The organism is Paenibacillus sp. P32E (assembly GCF_001909085.1).
Lineage (GTDB): Bacteria > Bacillota > Bacilli > Paenibacillales > Paenibacillaceae > Paenibacillus_AQ > Paenibacillus_AQ helianthi.
The window spans coordinates 126,389-152,406 of record NZ_LVYY01000006.1; the positions used below are offsets into that span (position 1 = coordinate 126,389).

At 47.3% G+C, this 26,018-nt stretch carries 21 protein-coding genes; 11 read left to right on the forward strand and 10 right to left on the reverse strand.

Annotated elements, in window-relative coordinates; genetic code table 11:
* Positions 1–78 precede the first annotated feature (78 nt).
* On the forward strand, positions 79–984 hold the full coding sequence (locus tag A3848_RS07515) for a GNAT family N-acetyltransferase (RefSeq protein ID WP_074084338.1): 906 nt from the start codon (positions 79–81) through the stop codon (positions 982–984).
* Between the two features lie 117 nt (positions 985–1,101).
* Here the strand turns inward: A3848_RS07515 and A3848_RS07520 are convergent, their stop codons facing one another.
* From A3848_RS07520 to A3848_RS07530, 3 genes are all read right to left on the reverse strand, one after another.
* On the reverse strand, positions 1,102–2,877 hold the full coding sequence (locus tag A3848_RS07520) for an ABC transporter ATP-binding protein (RefSeq protein WP_074084339.1): 1,776 nt from the start codon (positions 2,875–2,877) through the stop codon (positions 1,102–1,104).
* The gene (locus A3848_RS07525) at positions 2,864–4,639 is read right to left on the reverse strand and encodes an ABC transporter ATP-binding protein (protein ID WP_074084394.1); all 1,776 of its coding nucleotides are present in this window, start codon (positions 4,637–4,639) and stop codon (positions 2,864–2,866) included. The genes A3848_RS07520 and A3848_RS07525 overlap by 14 nt, the downstream gene beginning before the upstream one ends.
* 153 nt (positions 4,640–4,792) lie before the next feature.
* A complete protein-coding gene (locus A3848_RS07530) occupies positions 4,793–5,782 on the reverse strand; it encodes a DUF4003 family protein (RefSeq protein ID WP_074084340.1) in 990 nt (329 codons plus the stop codon).
* Between the two features lie 187 nt (positions 5,783–5,969).
* On the opposite strand from A3848_RS07530, the gene A3848_RS07535 reads away from it, so the two are divergent.
* Positions 5,970–7,523 carry a glycosyltransferase family 39 protein gene (locus A3848_RS07535; RefSeq protein WP_074084341.1) on the forward strand — a complete coding sequence of 518 codons (1,554 nt, stop codon included), beginning with the start codon at positions 5,970–5,972 and terminating at the stop codon, positions 7,521–7,523.
* A gap of 225 nt (positions 7,524–7,748) precedes the next feature.
* On the opposite strand, the gene A3848_RS07540 is transcribed toward A3848_RS07535, so the two are convergent.
* The gene (locus A3848_RS07540; RefSeq protein WP_083611989.1) at positions 7,749–8,348 is read right to left on the reverse strand and encodes a ClbS/DfsB family four-helix bundle protein; all 600 of its coding nucleotides are present in this window, start codon (positions 8,346–8,348) and stop codon (positions 7,749–7,751) included.
* Between the two features lie 809 nt (positions 8,349–9,157).
* The gene (locus A3848_RS07545) at positions 9,158–9,526 is read right to left on the reverse strand and encodes a VOC family protein (protein ID WP_074084342.1); all 369 of its coding nucleotides are present in this window, start codon (positions 9,524–9,526) and stop codon (positions 9,158–9,160) included.
* A 494-nt stretch (positions 9,527–10,020) separates the two neighbouring features.
* On the opposite strand from A3848_RS07545, the gene A3848_RS07550 reads away from it, so the two are divergent.
* Positions 10,021–10,332 carry a hypothetical protein gene (locus A3848_RS07550; RefSeq protein WP_074084343.1) on the forward strand — a complete coding sequence of 104 codons (312 nt, stop codon included), beginning with the start codon at positions 10,021–10,023 and terminating at the stop codon, positions 10,330–10,332.
* 154 nt (positions 10,333–10,486) lie between these two features.
* Positions 10,487–11,482, forward strand: a complete 996-nt coding sequence (locus A3848_RS07555; RefSeq protein ID WP_074084344.1) for a hypothetical protein — start codon at positions 10,487–10,489, stop codon at positions 11,480–11,482.
* On the opposite strand, the gene A3848_RS07560 is transcribed toward A3848_RS07555, so the two are convergent.
* Both A3848_RS07560 and A3848_RS07565 read right to left on the reverse strand, forming a co-directional pair.
* Positions 11,416–12,780 (reverse strand): M56 family metallopeptidase, encoded by a 1,365-nt coding sequence (locus A3848_RS07560; RefSeq protein WP_074084345.1) that lies wholly within the window; start codon positions 12,778–12,780, stop codon positions 11,416–11,418. The two genes, A3848_RS07555 and A3848_RS07560, sit on opposite strands and share 67 nt — an antisense overlap.
* Entirely contained in the window at positions 12,777–13,136 is a 360-nt protein-coding gene (locus tag A3848_RS07565) for a BlaI/MecI/CopY family transcriptional regulator (RefSeq protein ID WP_074084346.1), read from the reverse strand. The genes A3848_RS07560 and A3848_RS07565 overlap by 4 nt, the downstream gene beginning before the upstream one ends.
* Before the next feature lie 128 nt (positions 13,137–13,264).
* Between A3848_RS07565 and A3848_RS07570 the strand changes: the two genes are divergently transcribed.
* Together A3848_RS07570 and A3848_RS07575 are read left to right on the forward strand one after the other, a co-directional pair.
* Positions 13,265–13,870: a GNAT family N-acetyltransferase gene (locus A3848_RS07570; RefSeq protein WP_074084347.1), complete on the forward strand. Its 606-nt coding sequence runs from the start codon at positions 13,265–13,267 to the stop codon at positions 13,868–13,870.
* Positions 13,871–14,008: 138 nt separating this feature from the next.
* The gene (locus tag A3848_RS07575; RefSeq protein ID WP_074084348.1) at positions 14,009–15,706 is read left to right on the forward strand and encodes a hypothetical protein; all 1,698 of its coding nucleotides are present in this window, start codon (positions 14,009–14,011) and stop codon (positions 15,704–15,706) included.
* Between the two features lie 79 nt (positions 15,707–15,785).
* Here the strand turns inward: A3848_RS07575 and A3848_RS07580 are convergent, their stop codons facing one another.
* Complete coding sequence (locus A3848_RS07580; RefSeq protein WP_074084349.1) at positions 15,786–16,349, reverse strand: GNAT family N-acetyltransferase; 564 nt, start codon at positions 16,347–16,349, stop codon at positions 15,786–15,788.
* Between the two features lie 151 nt (positions 16,350–16,500).
* Positions 16,501–17,382 carry a LysR family transcriptional regulator gene (locus A3848_RS07585; protein ID WP_074084350.1) on the reverse strand — a complete coding sequence of 294 codons (882 nt, stop codon included), beginning with the start codon at positions 17,380–17,382 and terminating at the stop codon, positions 16,501–16,503.
* Positions 17,383–17,481: 99 nt separating this feature from the next.
* On the opposite strand from A3848_RS07585, the gene zwf reads away from it, so the two are divergent.
* From zwf to gndA, 3 genes are read left to right on the forward strand one after another with little or no spacing between them, the layout of a single operon-like run.
* Positions 17,482–18,993 carry a glucose-6-phosphate dehydrogenase gene (gene zwf, locus A3848_RS07590; RefSeq protein ID WP_074084351.1) on the forward strand — a complete coding sequence of 504 codons (1,512 nt, stop codon included), beginning with the start codon at positions 17,482–17,484 and terminating at the stop codon, positions 18,991–18,993.
* Positions 18,994–19,032: 39 nt separating this feature from the next.
* Complete coding sequence (fsa, locus tag A3848_RS07595) at positions 19,033–19,701, forward strand: fructose-6-phosphate aldolase (protein ID WP_074084352.1); 669 nt, start codon at positions 19,033–19,035, stop codon at positions 19,699–19,701.
* A 35-nt stretch (positions 19,702–19,736) separates the two neighbouring features.
* Positions 19,737–21,152, forward strand: coding sequence for an NADP-dependent phosphogluconate dehydrogenase (gene gndA, locus A3848_RS07600; RefSeq protein ID WP_074084353.1), 1,416 nt, complete (start codon positions 19,737–19,739; stop codon positions 21,150–21,152).
* Positions 21,153–21,430: 278 nt separating this feature from the next.
* Here the strand turns inward: gndA and A3848_RS07605 are convergent, their stop codons facing one another.
* On the reverse strand, positions 21,431–22,825 hold the full coding sequence (locus A3848_RS07605; RefSeq protein WP_083611991.1) for a transcriptional regulator: 1,395 nt from the start codon (positions 22,823–22,825) through the stop codon (positions 21,431–21,433).
* A gap of 437 nt (positions 22,826–23,262) precedes the next feature.
* Here A3848_RS07605 and A3848_RS07610 point away from each other — a divergent pair, with 437 nt between their 5' ends.
* Positions 23,263–23,829 (forward strand): TetR/AcrR family transcriptional regulator, encoded by a 567-nt coding sequence (locus A3848_RS07610; protein ID WP_074084354.1) that lies wholly within the window; start codon positions 23,263–23,265, stop codon positions 23,827–23,829.
* Between the two features lie 61 nt (positions 23,830–23,890).
* Positions 23,891–25,726 carry an alpha/beta fold hydrolase gene (locus A3848_RS07615; RefSeq protein ID WP_074084355.1) on the forward strand — a complete coding sequence of 612 codons (1,836 nt, stop codon included), beginning with the start codon at positions 23,891–23,893 and terminating at the stop codon, positions 25,724–25,726.
* The last annotated feature ends 292 nt before the right edge of the window (positions 25,727–26,018 follow it).

Sequence of the window (26,018 nt, forward strand, 5' to 3'; positions counted from 1 at the left end):
CTCTACCTTGCCGGATTGAGCTTGCAAGCCCATTATTTAGGTTAAATGATTCCAAATGATGGGAGACGATGTTCGTAAATGAATGATTTTGTAATCCGCAATCCGCAAGAGGAAGATGCAGCGCAAATTGAAAGTCTGGATTTTGTTCTTAACATGCTGTTTCTGTATCATGGCGATCTGGCTAAGCAAAATATGTTCTGCGCAGTTAATGGAGCTGGGGAAATTGTAGCCGTGGCCCATCTGATGGAGCATGATACCTTTCATGCGGTCCGGCAGGCGGAAGACAGCAACTTTGTCCGCTATCTGACTTTTGATATTATCTTTGCGGATAATAGGGAGGATGAGCGTGTCAAGGATGCCCTGACAGCTGCATTGATCGGACGGTCCAGAGACATCAAAGCGGAGTATCCGGATAAGCGTATTGTGATGGCTAACTATTTTGACACGGATAACCTAAAAGAATTGAGCTATTACCTCGCACGCGGATTTACCATCTTTGATACGATTGTGGTGTTCAAGTATGATCTGGAGCAGGAGATTCCGAGGTATCCATTACCTGATGGTGTGCAGGTACAGCCCTTTGTACTGGATAACAGTGAGGCTCTGGAGAAGTATCACCAAGCGGAACTTGCTTCCTTTGACGGTGTGGCGTGGAGCATGAACCAATTAAGCTGGATGCAGGGAGCGCAGGAAATGGTCAACTTCTGTGCGTTTCATGGCAGCGAGTTGATCGCCAATACCTCGACCTGGAGAATATCAGAGGAGAGAAGTGCAACGGAGAATGTATTTGTCATTCCAGAATGGCAGAAACAAGGTATTGCCCGGAACATCATCTGTACTGCACTGGATTACCTGAAAACGCAGGGGAAAACCATCGCTACCCTGGGCACGCATGGAAACAATCAGAAGGCTATTCGCCTCTATACGCAGATCGGCTACGAGCTGTATGGATTCAGACTGACGGTTGGCTATGAGATTTGTTAAACCGGATGCGGACAGCCGGACGTGTAAAGGATTACCTGTTATCACTTAAAAGGACATAAGAAGACCCCGGTTCCTGGAACCGGGGTCTTCCTTCTGCTATTGGAGCCTTACTGTGTCTCAGGCTTCCATCTTTTGCGCCGAATACAGCCGGTAATACAGACCCCGGCGGGCAATCAATTCATCATGCGAGCCGCTCTCCGCGATGCCTTTGTCCGATACATACATGATGCGGTCGCAGTTCCTAACGGTGGAGAGGCGATGCGCAATAATGAATGAGGTTCGTCCCTTGAGCAGTTCGTTCAGACCTTTCTGCAGCAGGCGTTCCGTCTTCGCATCGATGGACGAAGTGGCTTCATCCAGGATGAGAATCCGCGGATCGGCTAGCAACGTTCTGGCAAAAGAGATGAGCTGCCGCTGTCCCTGCGACAGCTTGGAGCCGCGCTCATTGACCTCGGTCAGGTAGCCCTGATCGAATTCACGGATGAAATCGTCGGCGCAGACCGCTTTGGCGGCAGCGATGACTTCTTCTTCGGTAGCATCGAGCTTCCCGTAACGGATATTGTCCAGAATGGTGCCCGAGAAGATGAAGCTGTCCTGAAGCATAATCCCCATTTGGCTGCGCAGAGACTTTAGCGTAATCTGCGAAATATCCTGGCCGTCGATCAGAATTCGTCCCCCGGTCAAGTCATAGAAACGCGAGATCAAATTGACGACGGTCGTTTTGCCTGCACCTGTCGGTCCAACCAGGGCAATGCTCTCCCCGGGCTTGACGTCGAAGGAGATATTCTCCAGAATGTTAAGCCCCGGGTCATAGGCGAAGGTCACATCATCGAAGGTGACCCGGCCTTGAACGGGCGGAAGCTCCCGGGCATCCGGAATATCACTGACGGTAACCGGCTCATCCAGCGTTTCAAAGATACGCTCCAGATAGGCTACGGCATTAATGAAGTTATTGTACAGGTTCGAGAGATTCAGAATCGGCTGCCAGAAGCGGGCGGCGTAGCTGCTCATGGCCAGAATGACACCAAAGGTTACATCCTTGGGGTCCAGGGTCAGCAGACCTACAAGAAAGATCAAGGCTGTAACGATGGTGGACAGGTTATCTACCGAAAAAGGAATCAGCATATTGTAAGATACTGCCCGCATCCACTCCTTGCGGAAATTGCCCGACAGGCGTGTAAAAATCCCTTCATTCTGCTGCTCACGGGAAAAGATCTGTGTCACGCCGATACCGGTAATGCTCTCCTGGGTATAGGCGTTCAGATTGGAGCTTTTGTTGGATACGGCCTGCCATGCTCGCCGCTGCCGGGTTTTGATCAGCAGCATGATGCCTAGGAACACTGGCAGTCCTGCAAGAATGACGAAGGAGAGCCTTACATCCACGGCGAACATGAATGCGGCGATAAAGATTAAATTGACAATCTCCAGAATAAAGTTGATGATCCCGTTCGATAACACATCGGAAACCGCGTTGACGTAGTTCACGACCCGAATCAGGATTTTACCCTGCGGGCGGTCGTCGTAATATTTGAAGGGCAGCTCCTGCAAATGTGAGAACAAATCCGTGCGGATGTCAAATATAATATCCTGCCCGACGCTTGTCATGATCCGGGAGCGGATGGTAGCCAGAATGACGCTGACCACGATGGTCAGCAGCATCAGCAGCGACCACCCCACCAAGTGAAGCTTCTCCTTGGCGGGGATGGTTACGTCAACGACATGCTGCAGGATCAGCGGTGCTGACAATGCGATGGCTGCCGAGAGAGCACTCAGTATAAATGCGACAATCATCGGCGTCTTCTTCCGCCGGATATAGATCATCGCACGGCGGAAGTGCCTGATGTCAAAAGGCGACTCCAGATTCTCGTCGACGTCGAATTTATTCCTGGCCATGAGCCATCACCTGCCTTCCAATACCTTCGTTCTGCAGCATAAATACATCATAATAATAGCCCCGCTGTGCCAGCAGTTCGGCATGGGTGCCTTCTTCAATCAGCCGTCCGCCATCCAGGATGAGGATGCGGTCAGCCTCAGCAGTGGTGGATACCCGCTGCGCGATAATCAGCTTCGTGCAGGGATAGTCCAGCCCGCGCAGACTGTTCTGAATGTGCTCCTCCGTCTCCAGATCCACAGCGGAGGTGGTATCATCCAGAACCAGGATAGACCGCTGGACGGCCAGGGCGCGGGCGAGCGCAATGCGCTGCTTCTGCCCGCCGGACAGGCCGACGCCGCGCTCCCCGACCACGGTATCATACCCTTCAGGCATCCGGACAATGAAATCGTGGGCGGCTGCGAGTCTGGCATAGGCTACGACCTCTTCCTCTGGAAGCTCGGGTTCGCCATAGGCAATGTTTCCGTCGATGGTATCGGAGAACAGAAGAACGTCCTGAGTGGCCATACCGATATTGCCGCGCAGCTCGTCAAGCTCCAGCTCACGGACATCAACCCCGTCTACCAGCACACGCCCGCCGGACACATCATAGAAGCGGGGAATCAGATTGATGAGAGTTGTTTTGCCTGACCCTGTCGAACCCATAATTGCAATGGTTTCGCCGGGCTCCACCGTGAAGCTGACATCATCCAGAACTGTAGCGCTGTCATATTTGAAGGTGACATGCTCGAACGTGATCCGGCCTTCATAGCGGCGTTTGGTGGTAGCCTTATGCTCGTTGACAATAGTCGGCCGGGCGTAATAGATCTCGACGATCTTGGTCAAGCTGGCGAAAAAGCGCTGAATGTCGTTGATAATGATGCCGATGTTGCGCATGGGGTTCGATATGGCCCAGACCAGTGAGGAGAAGGCAGCGAATTCACCAAAGGTGATCCGGTTATCCATCAGGTAGAGCCCGCCCACCAGCATCAGGATGACGTTGAAGCCCTGGGCAAAGGTTTCCAGATACGGGAAGTAGTCCAGCCATACGAGCGCTGCTTTTTTATTCGCGGTCGAGAAGTTGACGTTCTTTTCTGTGAATTTCTCAATTTCGTATGCCTCGCGGGCAAAAGCCTTGACCACCCGGTTGCCGGAAATATTCTCCTGCGTGGTCGTGTTAAGCTGGGACAGCCGCTCGCGCAGGTCCACATACATGGGGCGTACATGCTTGGCAAATATGTAGGCTACGACAAAAATTAGTGGTGACAGGGTGAGCATCCACAACGTCAGGCCGATATCGATGCTGAAAAAATAGATCACGGCGGCCGCGAAAATCGTGAGCGATTCGATGATCGTTTTGAAAATCCACGCCATCGAGTGCCGGACCATGTCCAAATCCCCTGTCATCTTGGTCATGAGATCACCGGTGCGGTTATGGTCGTAATACTCCCGGTCCTGTCCTTGAATCTTGTTGTACAAATAGATGCGGATGCGGTACAGCATGTTCTGCGAAGAGCGCTCATATTGCATGGTCGTAAAGTAGGCCAGACCTGTGCGGAGCAGGGAAAAGCCGATCATCCCCAGGCAGAGCATGATGAGCAGCCCGCGCTTATCCGTCAGATTCTGCACGGCATCGTCTCCGGCAATGAACGTATCGACAATACGCTGGCTGAGGTACGGATTCACAATCGTCAGACTTGAGCCCGCCACCGATAGACATAGCGCCAGAATATACCGGGCCCGGTTTCCCTGCAGATTCTGCCACAGCCATTTCAGTTCAAACATTTGATCACCTGTTTCTGCATGTTCTTTCACCCCTGCCATACAGGAGTGAGTGAATAAATCAAAGTGATTATAACACTTACATGCAGCCAGTAACTGGAATTGAATAATTTTCTTGTTACAATCGATTGAACTTTTGAATGCGCAACCAATGGACTAACTTGAAGCTGAAGATGCGCTGGCTGCTGATGCGGCAGCCGCCGCGGCAATAGCGGTCTGCTGCGCGATGACAATGTTGGTAATACTGGTGGTCAGCGTCGTGGTCACCACACCGTTTTTAGCCTCTTCTACATATTTGAAAGCTACCATAGCAGCCGACAGCAGGAGCAGCTCCTGCTTCGTAATGGACCAGCTGCCGAAGCCCTTTTGGGTGCGCAGAAACTCATAGATCTCCGAGACATCATTCACGATCTCTCCCTGGGTGCAGGGCAGCAGAGATAATACGCCAAGAGAGGATAGGGTATATTCTTTATCCAGCCGGATTCCTCTAGCGCGAAACGCCTCGCGCAGGGCAAGTACGTGGGCTGCTGTTTCCGAGGCATCTTCCCCAAGAACCAGCACCTGCGTCAGCGCCTGTACGCTGTTTCCGGACAGAAACTCGGGTTTCAGCACAGTATATAGCTGCTCCATCCGTTCTACTCCGCTCTCCACGTTGATACCAGAGAGGCCGAGCATCGCAGCGAAGATATAGTCGTCACGGCCCGTAAGGAAAGGGTGCCTGGACTTCATGCGGTCATAGAACGCTTTTGCCCGTTCCACTGTCTGTTGATATTGATCCGATGTTGTATTCACAGCGATCTGATAGGCGGCTATGACAAGATAGTCAGAGGCTCTGAATTTAACATCCTTGAGCATTTCATAGACAGCCAATGTGTCTGCGAGTTGCTGCTCTTGCTCAGCAGATAGGGAGAGCAGGGCGGCAATGCTGATTGCGGTAGTACCTCTAAATGTAGAAAAGCTTCCGGTATGCTCCTTAATCAATTCATAGCTGGCACGAATCGCGTCACTGTCGGCTATTTTGTTCTCGGCAGTATACAGCAGTGCCGCCAGGCGGTTGACCTGGGCATTTTTCCAGGCAAATCCTTTTTTGACCCGCTGTGCATTCTCAGCAAATAATTCAAGCTTGGCCGAATAGGGCTCTTTCATCGGATACACTCCTCTTATCTAGACTGTATTGAATTTCATAGGATCTCTTACGTATGTTCATTCTCTTCCGTTCCTGTTCAGATCTGCGTGACTTTCATCAAATTTTCAGATTGGACCATTATACTGCTTCTATATATCCAGGCATGTGATAAATACAACACAGGCACTGCTGCTAGGGAGGTTGTCCATGGTAAAGGGAATTCAACGAACATTGTATGTCATACTGGCTCTTTTTATAAGCCTGTTCATCGCTTCCTCCTTCTTTCTCCGGGCGGAGTACAACTATTTTGCAGACGGCGACACGCCGGTTCTGGAACGGCAAAAGCTGCTTATGTTCATTGTGCTGATCTTAGTCGTCCTTGCTGCAAGCATCGTTCTGTATAGAATGTGCCTGAAGCTCGATAAGTACAGTCCGAGGATTGTCATTCCGCTCACGCTGCTTTTTTCTTGTGCCATCCAAATCGTGATCATCTTCCTGTTCACCCGCTTGCCCACGGATGATTCCCAGACGGTGCTCTCACTGGCTATGGATATGCTGTACCGGAACGATTATTCTTCCTTCGAAACAAGCGGCTATCTTCATATGTTTCCGTTCCAATTCTCCATCGTGCTGTATTTGAAGACGCTGCTGTACCTGTTTCCGGATAATTATCTGGTGATCAAGGGTTTCAATATTCTGTTTTCACTGGTTACTACGCTAATGATCTACTTGCTGTACAAAGAGCTCAACACGAAGTCCAAGCTTAATGACTATGGAGTCCTGGTGTTTGCCGCGACTTACATTCCTTCGTTGTTCATGAGTAATCTCATCTATAATGACGTGATTGCCACCGCTTTTCTGACCAGTGCATTCTATTTTGCAATACGGTTCATAAGAACTCATTCACTGAGGGATATCCTCATCGCAGCCATTTTGCTGGCAGTAGGGAACTATTTCCGGAGTATTGGCGTTATTTTCCTGATTACGGTGCTGCTAACTCTTCTATTTCACATGCGGACCCTTGGGCTCAAAAAACTCATCATCGCAGTAGGCATCACAGCCGTACTCTTCAATGTTCCGAACTGGACGCAAAATGCTGTGCTGCAGGCTACACATGTCGTAGAAGAACCGGTCAATACCAACTCAGCGCCTGTCTACATGTGGCTGAATATGGGCATCAATCTGGAGACGTTCGGCTTCTGGGATAACCGGGAGAGCTATAGCATCTATCAGCAGGATGCGGGCTATAACAAGGCGGAAAGCACGGAACTGTTCAAGGAATCCATCGCGAATAAGTTGTCTGCAGCCACGGTGGGCGAGTTAGGGAAGATGTATTATAAAAAGCTGATATGGACCTGGACTGAAGGTACGTACCAGATGGAGCGGTATGGGATAGGTAATGACGGCTCGTCCAGCAATCACGGAAGAATGGGCTTTGTTATGGATAGCTATGTATATCATACGTTTGCTTCGGATGGGTTCAAGGGAGATTCGGATGCCAGAAGAGGATTGATCTGGATGATGTATGTCCTGAATATGGTGATGTATGCTGGTATTCTTGTTCGGTTGATCGGCGGATTAAAGGCTGGACGGTATGCCGAAACCCCTCTGATTCTGGTGATTCTGGGGTTCATCGGATTCTATCTGCTGTGGGAGATCAAGTCCCGCTATATTTATCCGGTGTATCCGCTGCTGATTATATTTTCTTACATGGGATTCAAGGACATATACGATTATATATTCAGAAAGAAGGTGTCATAGGATGCGGAGCAAGAGAACCTGTATCTCAGTGCTGCTTCTAATGCTTAGCTGTTCCATGGTGCTTGTCTCCTGTGACGCCATTACCGCCCAACAAATCCCGAGTACCGACTCCGGTTCAAGGATGAACGGATTCCCGGGAATGAACGGCGGCAAGAACTTTAAGGGTGGAGGCCGGGGGAACGGCGGCTTTCCTGGCATGAATGGCAGGACGCAAAGAAACGGCGGTCAAGGGACGGACGGCGGATCAACCGACGGATCAACGAGTGGATCAACGGGCGGATCAACCAGCGGATCAACGGGTACCAAGTGAATGTGTATGTGTTTCTTCCACTTTCTGAGCTTTGCCCGGAAGCTGGTGAAGGGTGCCACCGAATTGATGTGAATCCATCTTGCCATGGGCCAGTTCTCCTTGCTGCCGGTCCAATGGCGGATGCCCTGCGTAAAAAGCTCTTCTTCCGTTAGCGTGCCGACCCAGTCCAGCCACTGCTGTTCCATCTGCCGGAATAAGTCCCGCAGCTCGGGGAGGGAATACTCGGCGTATGTTCTGTAAAAAGACTGGTACAGTCCGCCAAGCTGGTTCCATTTGTAGCCTGGAGAGGGCATACTCACGGCCCGGCCTTCCCGTTCATCCTTGTCCCAGCCCATAACAAGCTGAAGCCAGCCTAGCTGGTAGGCGATGACCTCGGCAGGGGTTTTATCTGCTCCGGGTATTCTCACATCTTTCTGGCTATTGTCGATGTCCTCGAATTCTGCATCCAGAAGGATATATTTAGTGTGAATGGCCTCTAGCAGATCCTCCTTGGACAAATACTCATAGCTCGCCATAGCTTTCGCACCTCATTTTTGTCTTTGTTATATCATAGAGCGGTGACAGCAGTATGTCATATTTATCCTATGGGTATGGATTAATACATAACCCGGTTACCTCCGTGATGGGAGAGTAGCCGGGTTTTCTGTGTTCTTTTGGCATTTAGCTGGTTTGGGAGTGCGTGTATCGAGTTGAATTGAGGAATTGAGAGGAATTGAGGAGGAATTGCAGCCGCTCTTAGTGGAAAAAGGATCACTAATGGAACTCATTGGGCTCATGGAGGACTCGTAGTTGGAAAAAGGATCACTAATTCTGCTGAAACCACCTGTAAGGTGGAAATGGGCTGGGATTAGATGTACAAAATCCAACTAATCCCCTTTTGAGCTGCAATTCCAGGGGATTAGGTTTACTTTTTCCACTTCGCTTCAGATCATATAGCATGACAATATTGGTATCTCTAACCAATGTCATATTATAATAGGCTCAAAAATGAACATGTTGAAGGGAAGTCGATAGATGATTAATTATGGGGATTATGTGAATTCAGCTGGGGCAGTGATTTGGAGAATTCATACGGATGCTCCCTTTATTCCACTATGGCGGCTTTCAATCTCTTGAAGGATAGCTAAACTTCCTCCGTTGCACTAAGCTTCCTTTAGACATGCAAAAACTCCGCTTACAGTAACAGGTTTAATGATTTCACCTGTCTACCGTACGGGGAGTATATCACTTTTAGAGAAATAATCTTAACCTCGTAATAATCACCTGGCTCCCTGTGACAGAGGAAGTCATCACTATCATAAGCTTGCTTGATACATTTACGGATTTAGGCTTTACTGTGAAGGGTAACTAGGTAACCGTCTGGGTCGGAAAATGTAAAGGTTCGCCCGAATGGTCCATCTATTGGTGCGGATGTAATCTTTACGCCTGCTGCAATAAGCTTGTCGTGGATTTCTTGCGTATCAGGGGCATGAAGCCAGAGAGCGACACCAAGTCCAGGCTGAGTACCTGAACCGAGTTCTACTCCTGGCATTAGGTCACGAAGAGCAAATGCAATAGGCTTTGTTTCAAAGACCACAGCATGAGGTGGTCCCGCCAGTGAGCGGACAAGTCCGAGATAGTTTTGATAGAATTCCGCAGAGCTTTCAAGATTGCTCACTTGAAGTGAAATGAAGTCGGGTCCAATTACTGACATAGTGTCCTCCTTAGTATATGCGGTAGTTTATGTTACAGGTGTTCATTAATGGCCAATGTACGGAGTGTGTTTATGTTTAGCTTGTGCTACCCTGTACAAAAGGAGTCGCATTCAATACTGAAAACATCAACTAACGTGAGTTTGTTAAGCATTTGTACAAATCTCTCATGGAATCCGCGAAAAGATGCGGTATCCTGTAGCTCTCCAGCAGGGGGAGTACAGTTGACGCTCATCAGCCTTCAGCGTACCATTCGTTTCTTTTAAAGACATGCCATCTAGATAACCTCACTTTCACTTTGGATGTCTTGAGTATACAATCCCCCTACTGCCAACAGTATGTCAGTAGCGTTCTTTCCATTTTCGATTTCTTCTATTTCCTTCTATTCGGTTTTTAAAGCATCTTCATATTGATAACAGCTTCTTAGATTCCTACGCAACCTGTGGAAAAGACTTATTGGTAAGAAATCATATGGCTTCAACGAAGGGAGCATCAAATGTCCGAGAACATCATAAGGCTGATCCCTGAGGAGAACTATACATTGATACCGGCTTCGCCCATGATTCAGAATCTGAGAAGTCTTCTGGATGACCACGCGATCACTTACGATATTCATGTCTTTGATTCGGTCCAGTTTATTGATCAAGGAGGGAATTTCGAGTATGTGGCCTGCCCTTTTTGTTCTGAAATACTGGATGTGGCATGGTGGCAGGAAGAGATGACAAGGAGCTTCGCCCATGATTTTGATGACTTAAGCATACATATGCCCTGCTGCAATCAGGGAACAGATCTTAACCGTCTGGACTAGCACTTGCCTGCGGGGTTCGCTAGGTTTGTTATTGAAGGTAGAGGGAATGAAGATGAATTAACGGATTTGATTCCAGAGATGGAAAGACGGTTGGGTTTCAAACTAACAGTAGTATGGGCTAGGTATTAGTATTTATTTTGAACGGAGGATACAAGTGGGTCAAAGGGCAAATCTCGTCATTGTCAGGAATCGAACTTATGAGTTGTATTATAGCCATTGGTGTGCGAATACGCTGCCACGTGACTTGTTCTGGGGGCCGGAGTATGCTACCCCATTTATTGAAATGCAAACTAAGGTAGATGAATCCGGGTGGCTCAATGATATATGGGCTGAAGGCGGTGCGGTTCTTGATGTAGACATGAAGAAATTGTTGATCTACGGCGGTGAAGATATACGGTTTGACATTCCGCTTCGAAATCTATATTTACAGCTTTTGGGGAAAACGTGGGCGGGTTGGGAAGTGGAATGGGCTTCCGGCGGCATTGCCGATATTGCCTCTTATGTAGGTTACCCCAAGGAAAAGGTGCTAACCGATCATGAGGATGATTTAAAAGGTATAAGTTTAACGCCTCCTGAATATCGGGACTGGGTTGAAACCATAGCCAGTGTAAGCTTCTCAGCAAATGAAATGCTAATGTTCCCCTTAGGGGGAGGGATAGATGAGTATTTATTTCATGGCCCTGAAATGGTCCAGAAGATCAATAGAGCATATGGCTATCCCAAGCTTACGCTTAGCGAATGGAAGAAAGACTTTCCTCTGGGTGGCTTCCATCTGGATATTGCGCAGAAACGATTGGAATTTTGGCATGCTGATGTGATTTCCGGCTTATCCAGGCAGCTTCAGTGTATATGGCCCGGCTGGGATGTCATTGAGAACTATAGTGATTATGAATCACAGCTCCGGAGCACTCACGGGTTGCTGCAGTTCCAAACTGTCCATGAACAGCAGTTATTAGACGAACTAACGGTCCATCTGTTGAATGAATCAACGAGTCCATTAAAGGGGCTGCTCTATATGGCTGAAAAGATGGCTGAGGAAGGCAAGGAGGTGGAGATCAATCCGTACGCTTTGACATTTCACAATCAGCCCTTAACCCAGGAGTTAAAGGCAGAGATACTAGCTTCTGCATTAAAAGGCCTCTCCTCATAAACCGTGTGATACTCTGCAACCACGAGTTTCCCGTCTTCAACCCTGAAGGTAAGGCTCTCTTCCGTTTGGTAATGGGCTGGCTCGCTGGTTTGGGAGAGGTAAGTGATGCGGGCGGTGTGGCCCTCCATGTGAATTTTGTAATCGACTACCCAAGGGCTGGACACGCCGATGTTGTAATTCCAGTCCTGGCCGCTTCTTGCGATTTGCTCTTGCTTGAATTGCTCCTTCATGGCGGCCGACATCATCTTATAGCGGGGGTGACCGTCACGGGAGACGAGGGCGTTCGCCCAGACGGAAGCGAGCTTGCCCGGCTGATCCACTGAACGTTCCTGATTGCCGGCCGGGTTGGCGGTAAACCCCACCATGAAGATCACTGATAACATACAGGCCGCTGCGACCACTCCAACCTTTGGCTTTTTATAGTTCAGGATATTATTAATTCTGGCATGAATGCTGCTCTCGCCAAAAGCAAGCGGACTGCCGGACAGCGGACGCCCCCGTTTTACGGAAAAAGCCAGCAGCGAGCGGGAATAACCGGCTTTTGCCCCATTACCCAGTTTGCGCAGCACACTTTCGTCGCAGGACATCTCCATATCCTTGCTCATCAGCATGAAAGAGATCCACATCAGCGGATTGAACCAGTGAAGAGTAAGCACGAGGAACGCAAACGGCTTAATCAGATAATCCCGTCTACGGATATGCGTCAGCTCATGCTCCAGGATATAAGTCAGTTCGTTGTCCCTGAGGCCAACTGGAATCACGATTCTGGGCCGGATGAAGCCATAGACAAAAGGTGTAGTGACCCGATCCGATTCAAAGACATATCCATCCACAAGCGTAGCCGTTCTCACTCTGTCCAAGAGTTTAAGGTAGGAAATTACACTGTAGCCCAGCAGCAGCACGATGCCAATCAGCCAGACTATGGCGGCAAGCTCCATAATGATTTGCATGGAATTCACACTTCCGGCAGGGGTGGCAGGGGGCAGCGAAGCATTAACTACTTGGTTGACGATATCGGTCCCGATGTTGACCATAGGGGTATTCATTAGGCCGATCTGACCTGAGACATATTCCATCGCTCCGCTTCCCGTCTGAACATTAGGTACCAGAAAGCTTAGGAGGCTGAGGCCGGAACAATAGCTAAAAGGGAGTATCAGCCTTATGAGCACAGCCGCCCATAATAAATAGGAAAAGGTTTTGGGGGCTTTACGCAAAAACAGGCGGACGATGATCACGGCCACGGCGACATAACTGGCGGTAATGCTCATATTCAGGATGGCGGTGAACCATGCGGTCATTGGGTGGCCTCCTCAATAATGCGTTTGAGCTGCTCTGCTTCTGTGGGGGAGATCCGGCGGGTACCTAAGAAGGCGGTTAGGAATTTCGGCAATGAGCCGTCAAAGGCTTTGTCGAGCAGGGCTTCACTCTCATATCTTTGGGCATCCCCGCGTTTGATCAGGGCTGTCACTATAGTCTTTTCATTTTGCAGAACCCCGCGTTCACACAGCTTCCTTAGCACGGTATAGGTCGTGGATTTTTTCCAGCCTAATTCGCCTTGGCACAGCTTCACCAGTTCAGTTGAATTCACCGGTTCGTGCTCCCAAATAAGCGATACAAATTTATATTCCGCATCAAACAGTTTATACGGCTCCATTTTCTCTCACCTCAAGCCCTAAGTTTATTGCAATAGACCTTTAGCTGGGAGTTTATTGGAGTAGACCTGTTTTGTCAAGGGTGACGAAGTAAGCGCCAGGATTGTAAAAATTAAAGGAGGGTTCAATAATGAATCCAAACGAAGTATGGAGAGCACACGATGAAGAAGCTTCAGCTTTTCTTGATATCTCCATCCGTGAAATGGCGGTTGAAGAACAGGGCAGCTTGGCGGACATCGATGATTCTTTTATCGTAGATTCAGTTCTCGTCCTGTCATTTTCAGGGAACCAGTTCAACTATACAGTGAAAGATATTCCAAGCTATGAGAAGAGCTACACAGCAGAAGTTTCTGAAGAGGCAGACGCAGCGGACGGTTCCACCGAGCGTATTCATCCCGATCAGGTGACCTATTTGGCTTATGCGGAGAATCAGACAGTGGGCCGAATTGTGTTGAAGAAGAATTGGAACCATTATGCTCTTATTGAAATGATACAGGTGGACAAAGCATTCAGACGGCATGGGGTCGGCAGACAATTAATGGAACAGGCCAGACACTGGGCGTTGGAACAGGAACTGCCTGGAATTATGCTGGAAACGCAGAGTATAAACGTGAGTGCTTGCAGGTTCTATGAGAGTATCGGGTTCGTCATTGGCGGATTCGATAAATATGTGTACAGAGGGATTCCAAAAGCGTGTGAAGAGGTTGCCGTGTACTGGTATCTCCATTTCAAGTAGTGGAGGGTTTCGGGCGGTTTCGCAACTCCTGAGCCTGCTCCACGATAGGGTGATTGGATGCTGCCGGATAACCGATAAAGACTACATGAAGCCGAAGCGGCTTCTGTATATTGAATGAAAACATGGAGGAAATGAAGAATGAAAAGGTTGATGAAGTTACTGCTGGTCCTGTTATTGCTTGCACCGCTACTAAGCAGGCCAGCACTTGCCGGCAATACTGCCCAGGCTATGCTGACAGACAGCAAGACATACTTTAATGGAGAGGAACAGTCACTATACGGCTTCAACATAGCGGGCAGCAATTATTACAGTCTGCGGGATATTGCGAAGCAATTATCGGGGACGGCGAGCCAATTCGATGTGACTTGGAATAAACAGCAGAACGCAGTAGAGATTGTAACAGGACAAGCCTATACGCCTGAAGCGTCACCCAACAGCAGCTATTACAGCCGCAGTACAAAATACATAGCCTCACTCTCCACATCCAAGATCCTGGTCGATGGAAAGCAGCAACAGATTACAGCCTATACGATAGGCGGCAGCAATTATTTTCAATTAAGAGATTTGTCGGGCAAGATTCCATTTGATATTGAATACGATAACCAAGCCAATCGAATATCGGTCTTCTCGAAGATTCCTGACAACGCCTACCGGGTGAAGACAGCGTTTGGAGCCAAGGATAACGGGGAAACTTCCGATTTCCCGAGATGGAAAAGTCCGGTCACCTCCTACCTGGTCAATAATCAGGATCAGACGGTGAGTGTCATAGAGGCGAATAAAGAGATTACGATTGAAACCTATAATGAGAAATATGAGTTGATTGCCAGCAACAAGCTGGGGTACGAGCTTCCGTTGTTCGGGGGTTTTTATAGCGGCGTGAAATATAACTATATCGCTTTTGGGCAAGAGAATACGGAGGAGAACAACGATAAAGAAGTGATTCGTATTGTCCGGTATGATAAAAGCTTCAATCGGATCGACAGTGTCTCCATTAAAGGCGGGGAGAGCTATACGATTGAACCTTTTGAAGCGGGTTCCGGCCGGATGGCGGAGGTTGGGGATACCCTGGTGCTACACACCGCACGTAAAAGATATACCACACCCGATGGATTAAATCATCAGTCCCAGCTTACGATTATGGTAAATACCTCAACTATGAAAGTGACTAATGATCTGGGGAGATTCCAGAAAAATCATGTCAGCCATTCCTTCGATCAATATGTGTTGTTCGACGGCAGTGCTCAGGTACTTGTAGATCATGGGGACGCCTATCCCCGTTCGGTCGTGCTGAGTAAAGGGGACGGGAACAGCTACAGCAAAGTGGATTTGTTTGCTATTCCAGGTGCGATTGGAGCGAATGCTACCGGTGTTTCTATCGGCGGATTTGAAATGTCTTCGGGCAGTTATATCGTCGCGATGAACAGCGTGGACCATTCAGCTGTTACGGAATATACCTCTTATGAGATGGTAGGTCTGGACATAGACCAGCGGGATATCCTACTTAGTGTGCTGCCCAAGTCCAGTATGTCCAGCGCTTCTGTCCAGCACATCACTTTGGCTAAATATGTTGGAACAGACAAGATCGCATCCATTCCTAAATTAGTTAAAATCTCGGATGACAGGCTGATGGTGCTGTGGCAGGAATTCGATAAGAAAGGGAATCCTGGCGACCTGAAATATGTATATATTGATGGAAACGGGCAGGCCACAGGAGGCATTCAGACCCTTGCGCATTTTGCCTTATCTGAGACCAATCCTATTCTGGTTGGTGATAAAATTGTCTGGTACACCAACAACAAGGGCAGCCGGTTATTTTATTCTATTCCGTTGAAATAATATAGGTGGCATTTAATTGATTTTAAAATCGGCATTCAAACTGACCAAAGTTTGAATGCCGATTTCTATTATGCTGATATTAATCACTATACTTTTTTAAATAATAATCATCAAAAGGAACAAAGGTATTATTTTCTATTTTTACGAAATGATTCTCCTCTAAGGCTTGAATTCTTTCGATATCATCTGTTGTGGCTTTGGTAATAATATTTTGTATCCCAAAATCCATGTAAAAATGATCAGTTACTATTTTTAGAATCCCGGAAAAAATGGCCCGATCCTCAAAGGACGAAATCATGTCAATTCTCAGAATGCCTGATTGGCAAACACCATCCAGAAACCTTGTTGTATTAGGGATAGGTGCTATTTCAATGGTTCCAATTATTTTATGCAGCTGCTTGTAACGGACACTCCATCGAATAAAAAATCCGGCGTCGAATTCTTTATTCCATCCACTAATCCCTTGTCTAACATGATCTATACTGGGACAATCCCATTCGCCGCCACAATTATCATTATTCATATGACCTTTCGTTATCGGGTCGGAATAACAATCAAAAAGCTCTTGTGCATCTTCTTCTTTAACTTTTGTGAATACTAAATGATCGGTTTCATAGATTGGACAATGTTCAAATGGATTCATAATATTCATCCCCTTGATTTCACCTTCCCCATTAATGTAGAACCTCAGTATAGAACGTTTGTTTGTATTTTTCAATTAAAAATACATTTTTCCCATATTGTTCACACTGCAAAGAAACCCCAAGAGGCGTTTCATTCCTGCCCCAGTCTCCCTACTTCGTAAGCTCAATGAACTTGCTCGCCGCGGTCGTCAGCGGCATGTTGCGCATCGTCATCATGCCCACCTGGGCAGGGGGGAGCTGCACGTCGAGCTTAATCTCGAAAAGAGAGCCTTCCTCCAGCTCCTTGGATACGAATTCACGGGTGACGAAGGAGATGCCGAGCCCTTTGCGGGCGAATTCGATCAGCAGGCCAACGCTGCCGACCTCAAATTCAGGCTTCAGATCATAGCCGTACCCCTGGAACAAGTCCGTGATCGCCATTCGTGCCCGGCTACTGCGGGAGAAGAGGATAATGGGATACTGAAGCAGCTCCTTGATCGAGAGCACCTTCTGATTCAACTCGGCATAATGGCAGCCCGCGATGAAGCAGTCCTGCAGCTGCAGACCCTGCCGCACCTCAAGCTGGGGATCGGTGATGGGCATGCGAACCACGCCCAGATCAACGAGCCCTTCTTTTAAGTAGGAGATGACTTCCGGTGTGGTTCCGTGGATCAGATGCAGCCGGATGCCGGGGTAACGCTGATGAAAGATTTCGATGAAGGGCAGCAGATAATGCTTGAACAGGGAGTCACTGCCGCCGATCCGCAGCTCTCCGTTGTCGAGGTTTTTGAGCTCGGTCATCTTCTTCTCCGCCTGGGTGATCAGGATGTGCGACTGCTCAATATACGAGTATAGGGTGGCTCCTTCTGGTGTCAGGGCGACACCTTTGGAATTCCGGGTAAACAGGGTCAGGCCAAAGCTATCCTCCAATTGCTTAATGGCATGGCTGACACTTGGCTGGGTAATATACAGGGATTTGGCGGCTTGGGTCAGGCTTCCGGTTTTGGCTGCCCAGTAAAAAACTTTGTACAGTTCAAAATTGTTCATAGACATGGTCTATAGCTCCTGTGAAATATATTAATTACTTGTATAGGTCGTATTTGTATTATAGTGTAACCAGGAAAGTTAAACCAGAGCAGAAGGAGAATGGAGATGGAGGCAACCACATTTGTTTTGTTTGGAGCGACAGGAGATTTAGCCCGTAGAAAGATCTACCCTGCGCTGTATAATCTGTATCTCGATCACAAGCTGCACCATTCATTCTCTGTGATTGGTCTTGGCAGAAGAGAAGTGGCTGATGAAGCCTTTCAGGCTATGGTGGAGCGGTCGATCCGGGACTTTTCCCGGCGGGAAGTAAATGATTCTGCGTCCGTGCGCGGCTTCCTGAAGGCCTTCCGATATAATGTGCTGGATGTAGGGCACACAGAGGATTATCTGAAGTTATTGGAGCGGGTTGAACAGCAGGAAAAGGGTATGGGAAGTTCCCCTAACCGGATGTTCTACTTATCCGTCGGCCCCGAGTTTTTTGAACCGATTGCTTTGAACATTAAAGAGAGTGGCCTGGGTGCCGCCAAAGGCTGGAAACGCCTGGTGATCGAGAAGCCTTTCGGACATGATCTGCAGTCAGCGCAGGAGCTGAATTTGAAGCTGAGCGAGGCTTTTACCGAGGATGAAATTTTCCGGATCGACCATTACCTTGGCAAACCGATGGTGCAGGAGCTGGATGTGTTCCAGCAGACGAATCCGGTGCTTCATGCACTGTGGAACAACCGCTACATTGCCAATGTACAGATTACCGCAGGCGAAACCGTGGGTGTGGAAGAAAGAGCGGGCTATTACGACCATGTGGGTGCGCTCAGAGACATGTTCCAGAATCATATGCTGCAGCTGCTCATGATGCTGGCGATCCGCCTGCCGAAGGACAGTTCTGCCGAAGAGGTCCGCTTCAAGAAGAAAGAGGTTATGGAAGCTCTGGAGCCGCTGGAAGAAGCGGATGTCCAGTTTGGCGTGATCCGGGGGCAGTACAGCGCAGGCACTATCCAGGGCAAGCCGGTCACAGGCTATACATCCGAACCAGGAATTGCACCCGGATCGATGAATGATACGTTTATTGCAGCCAGACTTACGATCGATGATCCTTTCTGGAAGGGTGTTCCTTTCTATATCCGGACCGGGAAAAGAATGAAAGAGAAATCCACGCGCATTGTGATTGAGTTCAAAGAGCCGCTCAAGCAGAACTCGTCCGCCGCCGAGGATGATATCCCCAATCTTCTGGTATTCGAGATCAGCCCGAACGAAGGCATTACCCTGCAGCTCAAAGCAAGAGATCCCCGGTACAAAGGGAAGTTCAAGGCAATGCACATTGACTTCCATACGAGCTCTATTGAAGTGCCGGAGGCATATGAGAATCTGATTTATGACGCTTTACACGGTGATCCATCGTTCTTTGCGCATTGGGATGAGGTGGAGCTGTCCTGGAAATGGGTGCAGCCGATCCTGGATGCTTTTGCCAAGAATAGTGTTCCTCTTTATCCGTATGCTGCGGGCACGTTCGGACCCGCTGAATCGGATCAGCTGCTGGCCAAGGATGGACATCACTGGTGGCTCGACTCTGCAATTGAAGAAGAAATGGAAGTGCCATTGCCTGATGCTTCAAATTTTTAATACTAAGTTTAGTTCAACTAAAAATGGAGGTTTACAAATATGAAATTTTTTATCGATACGGCAAATGTGGAAGACATCCAAAAAGCATACCAGATCGGTATCCTGTCCGGCGTTACGACGAACCCGTCCCTGGTCGCTAAAGAAGGCGTGAAATTCGAAGACCGCATTGCAGAAATTCTGCGCATCGTGCCTGAAGTGGAATCTGTGTCGGCCGAAGTTACACCGGATGCCGTTACTGCGGAAGAGATGATTGCACAGGCTAACGAGCTGATTAAGATCAACAATTATGATAAAAACATTACCATCAAGCTCCCGATGACGCTCGCAGGTCTGGAGGCCTGCCGGTATCTGACCCAAAAGGGTGTAAAAACCAACGTGACCCTGATCTTCACCGTCAACCAGGCATTGCTCGCTGCCCGTGCAGGAGCCACCTACGTATCGCCATTCCTGGGCCGCCTGGATGATATTTCGGAGGATGGAGTCCAATTGATCGTGAAAGTCGCCGAGCTGTTCCGTATTCATAACCTGGGCGCGCAAATTATCGCCGCTTCGGTCCGCCATCCGGACCACGTGACCCGCGTAGCGATGGCCGGTGCACATATTGCCACCATTCCGTTCAGCGTCATTGAGCAAATCTCCAAGCATCCGCTGACCGATCAGGGACTGGAGAAGTTCGCTGCTGACTGGAAAAAGGCTCCGCAGGTCTAAAACGACTCAGCACATATATAGGAGGTCTATTAACGATGGGTAAACAGCAGATTGGTGTGGTCGGTTTGGCCGTCATGGGCAAGAACCTGGCCTTGAATATGGAGAGCAAAGGGTTCTCGGTAGCCCTGTACAACCGTTCGCGGGAGAAGACGGATGAGCTGCTGGCAGAAGCAGCAGGTAAAAACTTCGCCGGTGCCTACAGCATCGAAGAGTTTGTCGAATCCCTGGAGACGCCGCGCAAAATTATGATTATGGTTAAGGCCGGTAAGCCGACAGATGATACGATTCAGCAGCTGGTGCCGCATTTGTCGCCAGGGGATATCCTGATTGACGGCGGGAATGCTTTTTTCCCGGATACGCAAAGACGGAATAAGGAGCTGCAGGCCCAAGGCTTCCGGTTTATCGGCGCAGGGGTATCAGGCGGTGAAGAAGGAGCGCTGAAGGGACCGGCGATTATGCCGGGCGGACAAAAGGATGCCTACGAGCTGGTGGAGCCGATCCTGACAGCTATTTCTGCCAAAGTGGACGGCGATCCTTGCTCGACCTACATCGGGGAAGACGGTGCCGGACACTATGTCAAAATGGTGCATAACGGCATCGAATACGGCGATATGCAGCTTATTGGCGAAGCGTATCAACTGCTGAAGGATGTACTGGGTCTGGACACCCATGAGTTACATGAGATTTTCTCAGAGTGGAACCGCGGGGAGCTAAATAGCTATCTCATCGAGATCACAGCCGACATTTTCGCCAAAGCTGACCCGGATACAGGCAAGCCGATGGTCGATGTCATCCTGGATTCCGCCGGACAAAAGGGAACAGGTAAATGGACAAGTCAAAATGCCCTCGATTTGGGCGTTCCGTTATCCATCATTACTGAATCTGTCTTTGCACGGTTTATCTCGGCGATGAAGGAAGAACGCGTGGCTGCGAGCAAACGTCTGAAGGGCCCTGAAGTCAAGGGTTATGACGGCGATGCCAAGGAATTCATCGAAGCGGTCCGCAAAGCCCTGTATGCCAGCAAAATCGCCTCCTACGCCCAAGGCTTTGCCCAGATGAGAGTGGCTTCAGACGAATATAACTGGAACCTGAGCTATGGCAGTATTGCGATGATCTTCCGTGGAGGCTGCATCATCCGTGCTGGCTTCCTGCAGAATATCAAGGACGCCTATGACCGCGACCCTGAGCTGAAAAACCTTTTCCTGGATGAGTATTTCAGCGGCGTTGTTCACAACTACCAGGAAGCCTGGAGAGATGTGGTTGCGATTGCCGTTAAAAGAGGGATTCCGGTTCCGGCCTTTGCCTCCGGCCTGGCCTATTATGACAGCTATCGTTCGGAACGTCTCCCGGCTAACCTGCTGCAGGCCCAAAGAGATTATTTCGGAGCCCATACCTTTGAACGGCTGGATCAGCCGGGGAGCTTCCATTTTGGGTGGATGGACAGCAAATAATTATCATATAGATTTAACTATGAAGTCCGGGCGAAGTGGCCCGGACTTTTTGTATAAGCACTCCCCAGTTCAACTGGAGGTTCATGAAAGCTTGTAGCTATAAGGAAGAAAATGAAAAACGCTCTCGAAAAAATCGAGAACGTCGGTTGGTTAGCAAGCGGACTTTCGGTGATAATGAGATTTAACTACCGCCGATACCATGGGACATGGTTTGGATTTGAGTACTATCTGCTACGATTTCGATGTTTCCAGAAGGAAAAACAATTACAGCGACCAAACTACATAAAACTAGGAGCTTGATGAATCTTCTTAGCTTTCGCATTCCGCGCTGTTCTGATCAGAAGTTTGTATCTATCCAGTTCTTCTTCTCCTGCTGCATACCGATATTGCTCAAACAGTTCGACACAAGTGATTGCTATACTCTCATTGTTTATCTTAGCGGAGGTTTCCATACTTTGCAGCACGAAGCTGAATTCTTCATTTCGCTTATTGTGTAAGTAATAGACTGCCAGTTCAGCAAGAAATCTGGCGTGTTTGTCTGCCATAATCTGCTGATTGTATTCACAAAGTTTCGATCTGTATGTCCGATAAGGGATATAGGCAGAGAAGCGCTCCAGAATGTGATCTACATTCCAGTCATACTGGTTAGCCGATTTGATAATATTGTATACAGCCGTAAATATCTCGTCCGGTTGTGTTGAGATATATTCCACATAGTCAGCTAGTACCTCCAGTTGTCCGTCCAGCACGCGATACAAATAGATGTTTGCCGTACCCCACTCCCGGAACTGGGCTAATGTCCGTTGCACTTCTTCATTATCTTCCTGTATCCAGCTTCCGTCCATATAGAGTGGCACGCGCTCTATCGCAGACTTATAGTCCCCATATTCCATGCAAATACTTGAGAGAAAGAGATAGGCGTTTAGAATATATAGGTATAGCGGTCTTTGAGGCATTTTTCCGTTGTCTTGTTTACGATTCGACTGGCGATGTAGATTATAACGGAGTGTAGCCAGTCGGAGCATCTTCTGTGCGAGTTCCTCCACTTTAGGCCACTGCTGCAAGGAATAATAGACATTCAGCAGGTCTATTATTCCATCTAATTGATCAGCCTCATCCAGCCGATCTATGTAACACTCGAAGAGGATTGCCTCCCGCGAATTAATGCTCTGATCGTCACCCAGGGCAATTCTAAATAGGCGGTATTGACATAACGCCAGCCGCTCCGAATTCTGATATTTCTCACTGGCACTCACATTCTTATATAGCAGCGCTGCGGCTTGCCATTGCCCCTGCTGATACAGCCCCTCAGCCACTTCAAATAGCATGGGGGCATAGATCAGATTGTCGAGCAGATTCTGAACCACCTGCTCAATGCAATCGAGGCGGCCGAGCGCCGCTGAACGCATCAGAAACGGGCGTAACCGCCGCCAGGTCGGTGCCGAATGATGAAAACATTCATCCACGTATAAGCTGAAGAAATGATCCTCCTGCAGCTTCATTCCCTGAGTGATCCGCTCCAGATGATTCATAGCAATCGGCTGCCGGTCACCAATTACACGACTGAGTGTTCCGGAATTAATTCCGGATTGTATGGAAAATTGATGAATGGACATGTCTTGCTGAGTTAGATAAGCCGCTAATTGATCGCGAATCGTGGTTGTAGGTTTCATGGAAACACCACCTAACTAAATGCCATTAATTAGAATTAATTTTATAGATGTAATAATATGTGATAATATTCCAATGGTCAATAGAGCGGATTAGTAGAAACCGTGAACAACGGGATGGAGTACGGTAAGAACTATCACTAGTCTTGGACGTGAAAAGTAAAGGTCAGTGGCTTGTTATTATCGATAGTAGACATATGTTTCTATCAGAAGGACAAGAGAACTGGTAGGAGTACTTTCACAATTCGCTGCCGCGTGATGATTAGATTGTTTGGGGAGGTGGCCTAAGCTTGCTTACTTATCATCTCTAGCCCTGATCCCTAACCTTTTTTTCCAAAGTTGACATGTTCAAGAAACATGAAATTTCAGTTGCACTATTTTCTCACTTGCAACATTCAAATTAGTACTGTATAGTTCTAGTTATGACAAAGGGAAAAATAATGAATCAAAAACGTGTGATTGAAGTAGCGGCAACATTATTTTTAGAAAAAGGATTTGCTTATACAAGCATGGATGAATTAGTACGTGTAAGCAAAGTCTCAAAATCTAATGTGTATTATCACTTCTCTGATAAGGAGGAATTGTTAGCAGGGGTCGTTGATTATTGGATTGAAACGTATCAGCGTGCAATGGATCAAATACTTTCTCAGAACCAATTATCAGTTGAAGATCGTGTCCAGATGTTTTTAGAGCATTTATCACAGGGAGTTCAGTCAAGAGAGTATAAGGGCAGCTGTCCATTTATTACTCTTTATATTCAAAGTCCTGCACAAGCTACACACATAAAAGAAAAAATAGGTCTCTTTTTTACAGGATTACAAATGAAAGTCTCTCTATTACTAAAACAAGGAGTAGAAAAAGGCGAGTTTAGAAATACGATTCATATTGACGAGGTAGCGGCACTTTTTATAACGAATCTTGAAGGAGCGCTGTTTCTTTCAGAAACATTGAAGGATGCAACTGTTATCATGAAAACAGCCAGCCAATTTTTCAACTTGCTTCGATAAGAGAAGCATTTTTTTTACACTAAATTAGTACTACACAGTACTAAAAAGGAGAGCGAATGATATGAGGACAATATTTCTAACAGGTGGAACAGGTTTTATTGGGAGGCAATTAGTGGAGGAGCTTCTTAAAGAGGATGTTATGATTTTTCTTTTAGTGAGGTCAAAAAGTAAAGCAACACGTGCTTTTCAAGAAAAAGGTATTTTAAACGAAGCGGCCCTGCACTTTATTGAAGGTGATTTGACAAAAACAGATTTAGGTTTAAGTGATGAAGATAAGGATAGGGTATCGAACACGGATGTTATTATTCACGCAGGTGGACAAATGGATATTCAAGCGACACAGCAAGAGGCAACATCTGTATTTTTAAACGGCGCCAAGCATATCAGTGAATTCGCTAAAAGTATCCATCAATTGAAGGGCTTGCAGCAATTTATTCATGTAGTAGGATATATGTCCCCCTTTGATGATAATAATAGCAAGGTTGCGATTGATGTGTTTAAAGAAGGGCACGACTATTTAAAAATAAAGAATCCTTATGAAAAAACAAAATTTTTAGCAGATCTTTATATTCGCCAGCAGGCATCCGCAATAGGCTATCCGCTTTCTGTGATTAATCCACCAACTGTAGTCGGCAGTAGTAAAACAGGGAGTACGGAGCAAACAGCAGGCTTAGGCTTGCTTGTGGCGAGTATGCGAAGAGGGCTGATGCCATTTATTCCTGGAGGCAAGGGGTATAAATTACCGCTTATTTCAAACGATGAGCTAGCGAAGTTTATTGTTCAGGTTTTTAAGCTGGAGCAATCGTCTATTCAAACATATACACTTGTTCAAGACAACCAGCTTGATCCGGATATATCTGAATTATTAGAAGTTATGTCAGAAAGTATGAATATGGCAGCACCTAAAATCTCTGTGCCCATTCGCTTCGTGAAGGCACTTATGAAAAGTGGGATAAGTAAAATAACACAAATTCCATCTGATGGACTGAACTTTATTACAAATAGAAAGTTTCCAAATGATTCATCGAAAAAAATCATGGGAGAAGATTGGTTTACTAAGACGAGTGTTATGAATTTTTTCCCGGCCGTAGTAGCGGATTTGGATTATCGCTTGATGTATCAAAATGACCAGCATAATCATCTATTTGAACGAACCTTAATCGGAAACACTGTGATTTATCAAATACCAGGAGAGGGTAAGCCATTTATTTTATTACACGGTTTGTTGAGTGATGGAGAGGATTTATTTCCTTTAGGATTAGAGCTTCATGAAAAAACTGGGCAACCCGTATGGATTCCAGATCTTCCTGGTTTAGGACGTTCCCCTTTTAAACGAGAGAAAAATCTTCTAGATCTCTATTTGAATTTAGTGAAAGAGTTATTGGGAAAAGCTGCTGATGGTGCACATTGGATCGGCCATTCCTTCGGAGCAATTATTCTGCTGGAAGCATTAGTGCGAGAGTACATAAATATGAAGAATACTATTACTTTACTTCAGCCCCCTGTTTCGAAAAGAAATTCTAAATCGTTTAATGTTCCTCAATTTATGAACAAATGGGCATTGAAGTTAGCAACTGCTAATTCAATAGAACGTTATTTAATTGGTAATGGTCTGTTTGAAAATACGGAGAGCATTCCGAAACATTATATTGCAAAAGTAAGCAACAGCTTTACTTCGCCTAGAATATTAAATACAACTCTTCAGCTAAATCGTTTTCTATCGAAAGACTATCAAGGCGATTTCACCAAAGTACCAAGGGATAAGCTTCATATTATTTGGGGAGATCATGATAGAAGCTATTCTGCTCCATTACATCTTGGTGAGATTGATGTTGTTCCATATGGTCATCATTTTCCTCTTAGCCATCCGAGGGAAACGGCTTCCTATATACTATGAGATTAATATGATATTTTCAAAATAGACCGGTCGGCATTTAAATTAGAGGAGTTGTCTAGTATGCTCATTTCAGTTCAACATATCCGGCACGCTACATCAATTCTAACCATAAACGGTAAACGTATACTGATTGATCCGATGTTGAGTGATGTGGGCGAACTTTCACCTGTGCCTTTAACTCGAAATTATCGTAGAAAGTAAATTGAGCCGAAATCAGCTTGCTAAGTTTCTGAAGGAACAACATCTGGAGGACTCCGTTTGGGTTCCTGAAGACGGCGAGGTCGTTTCTTTT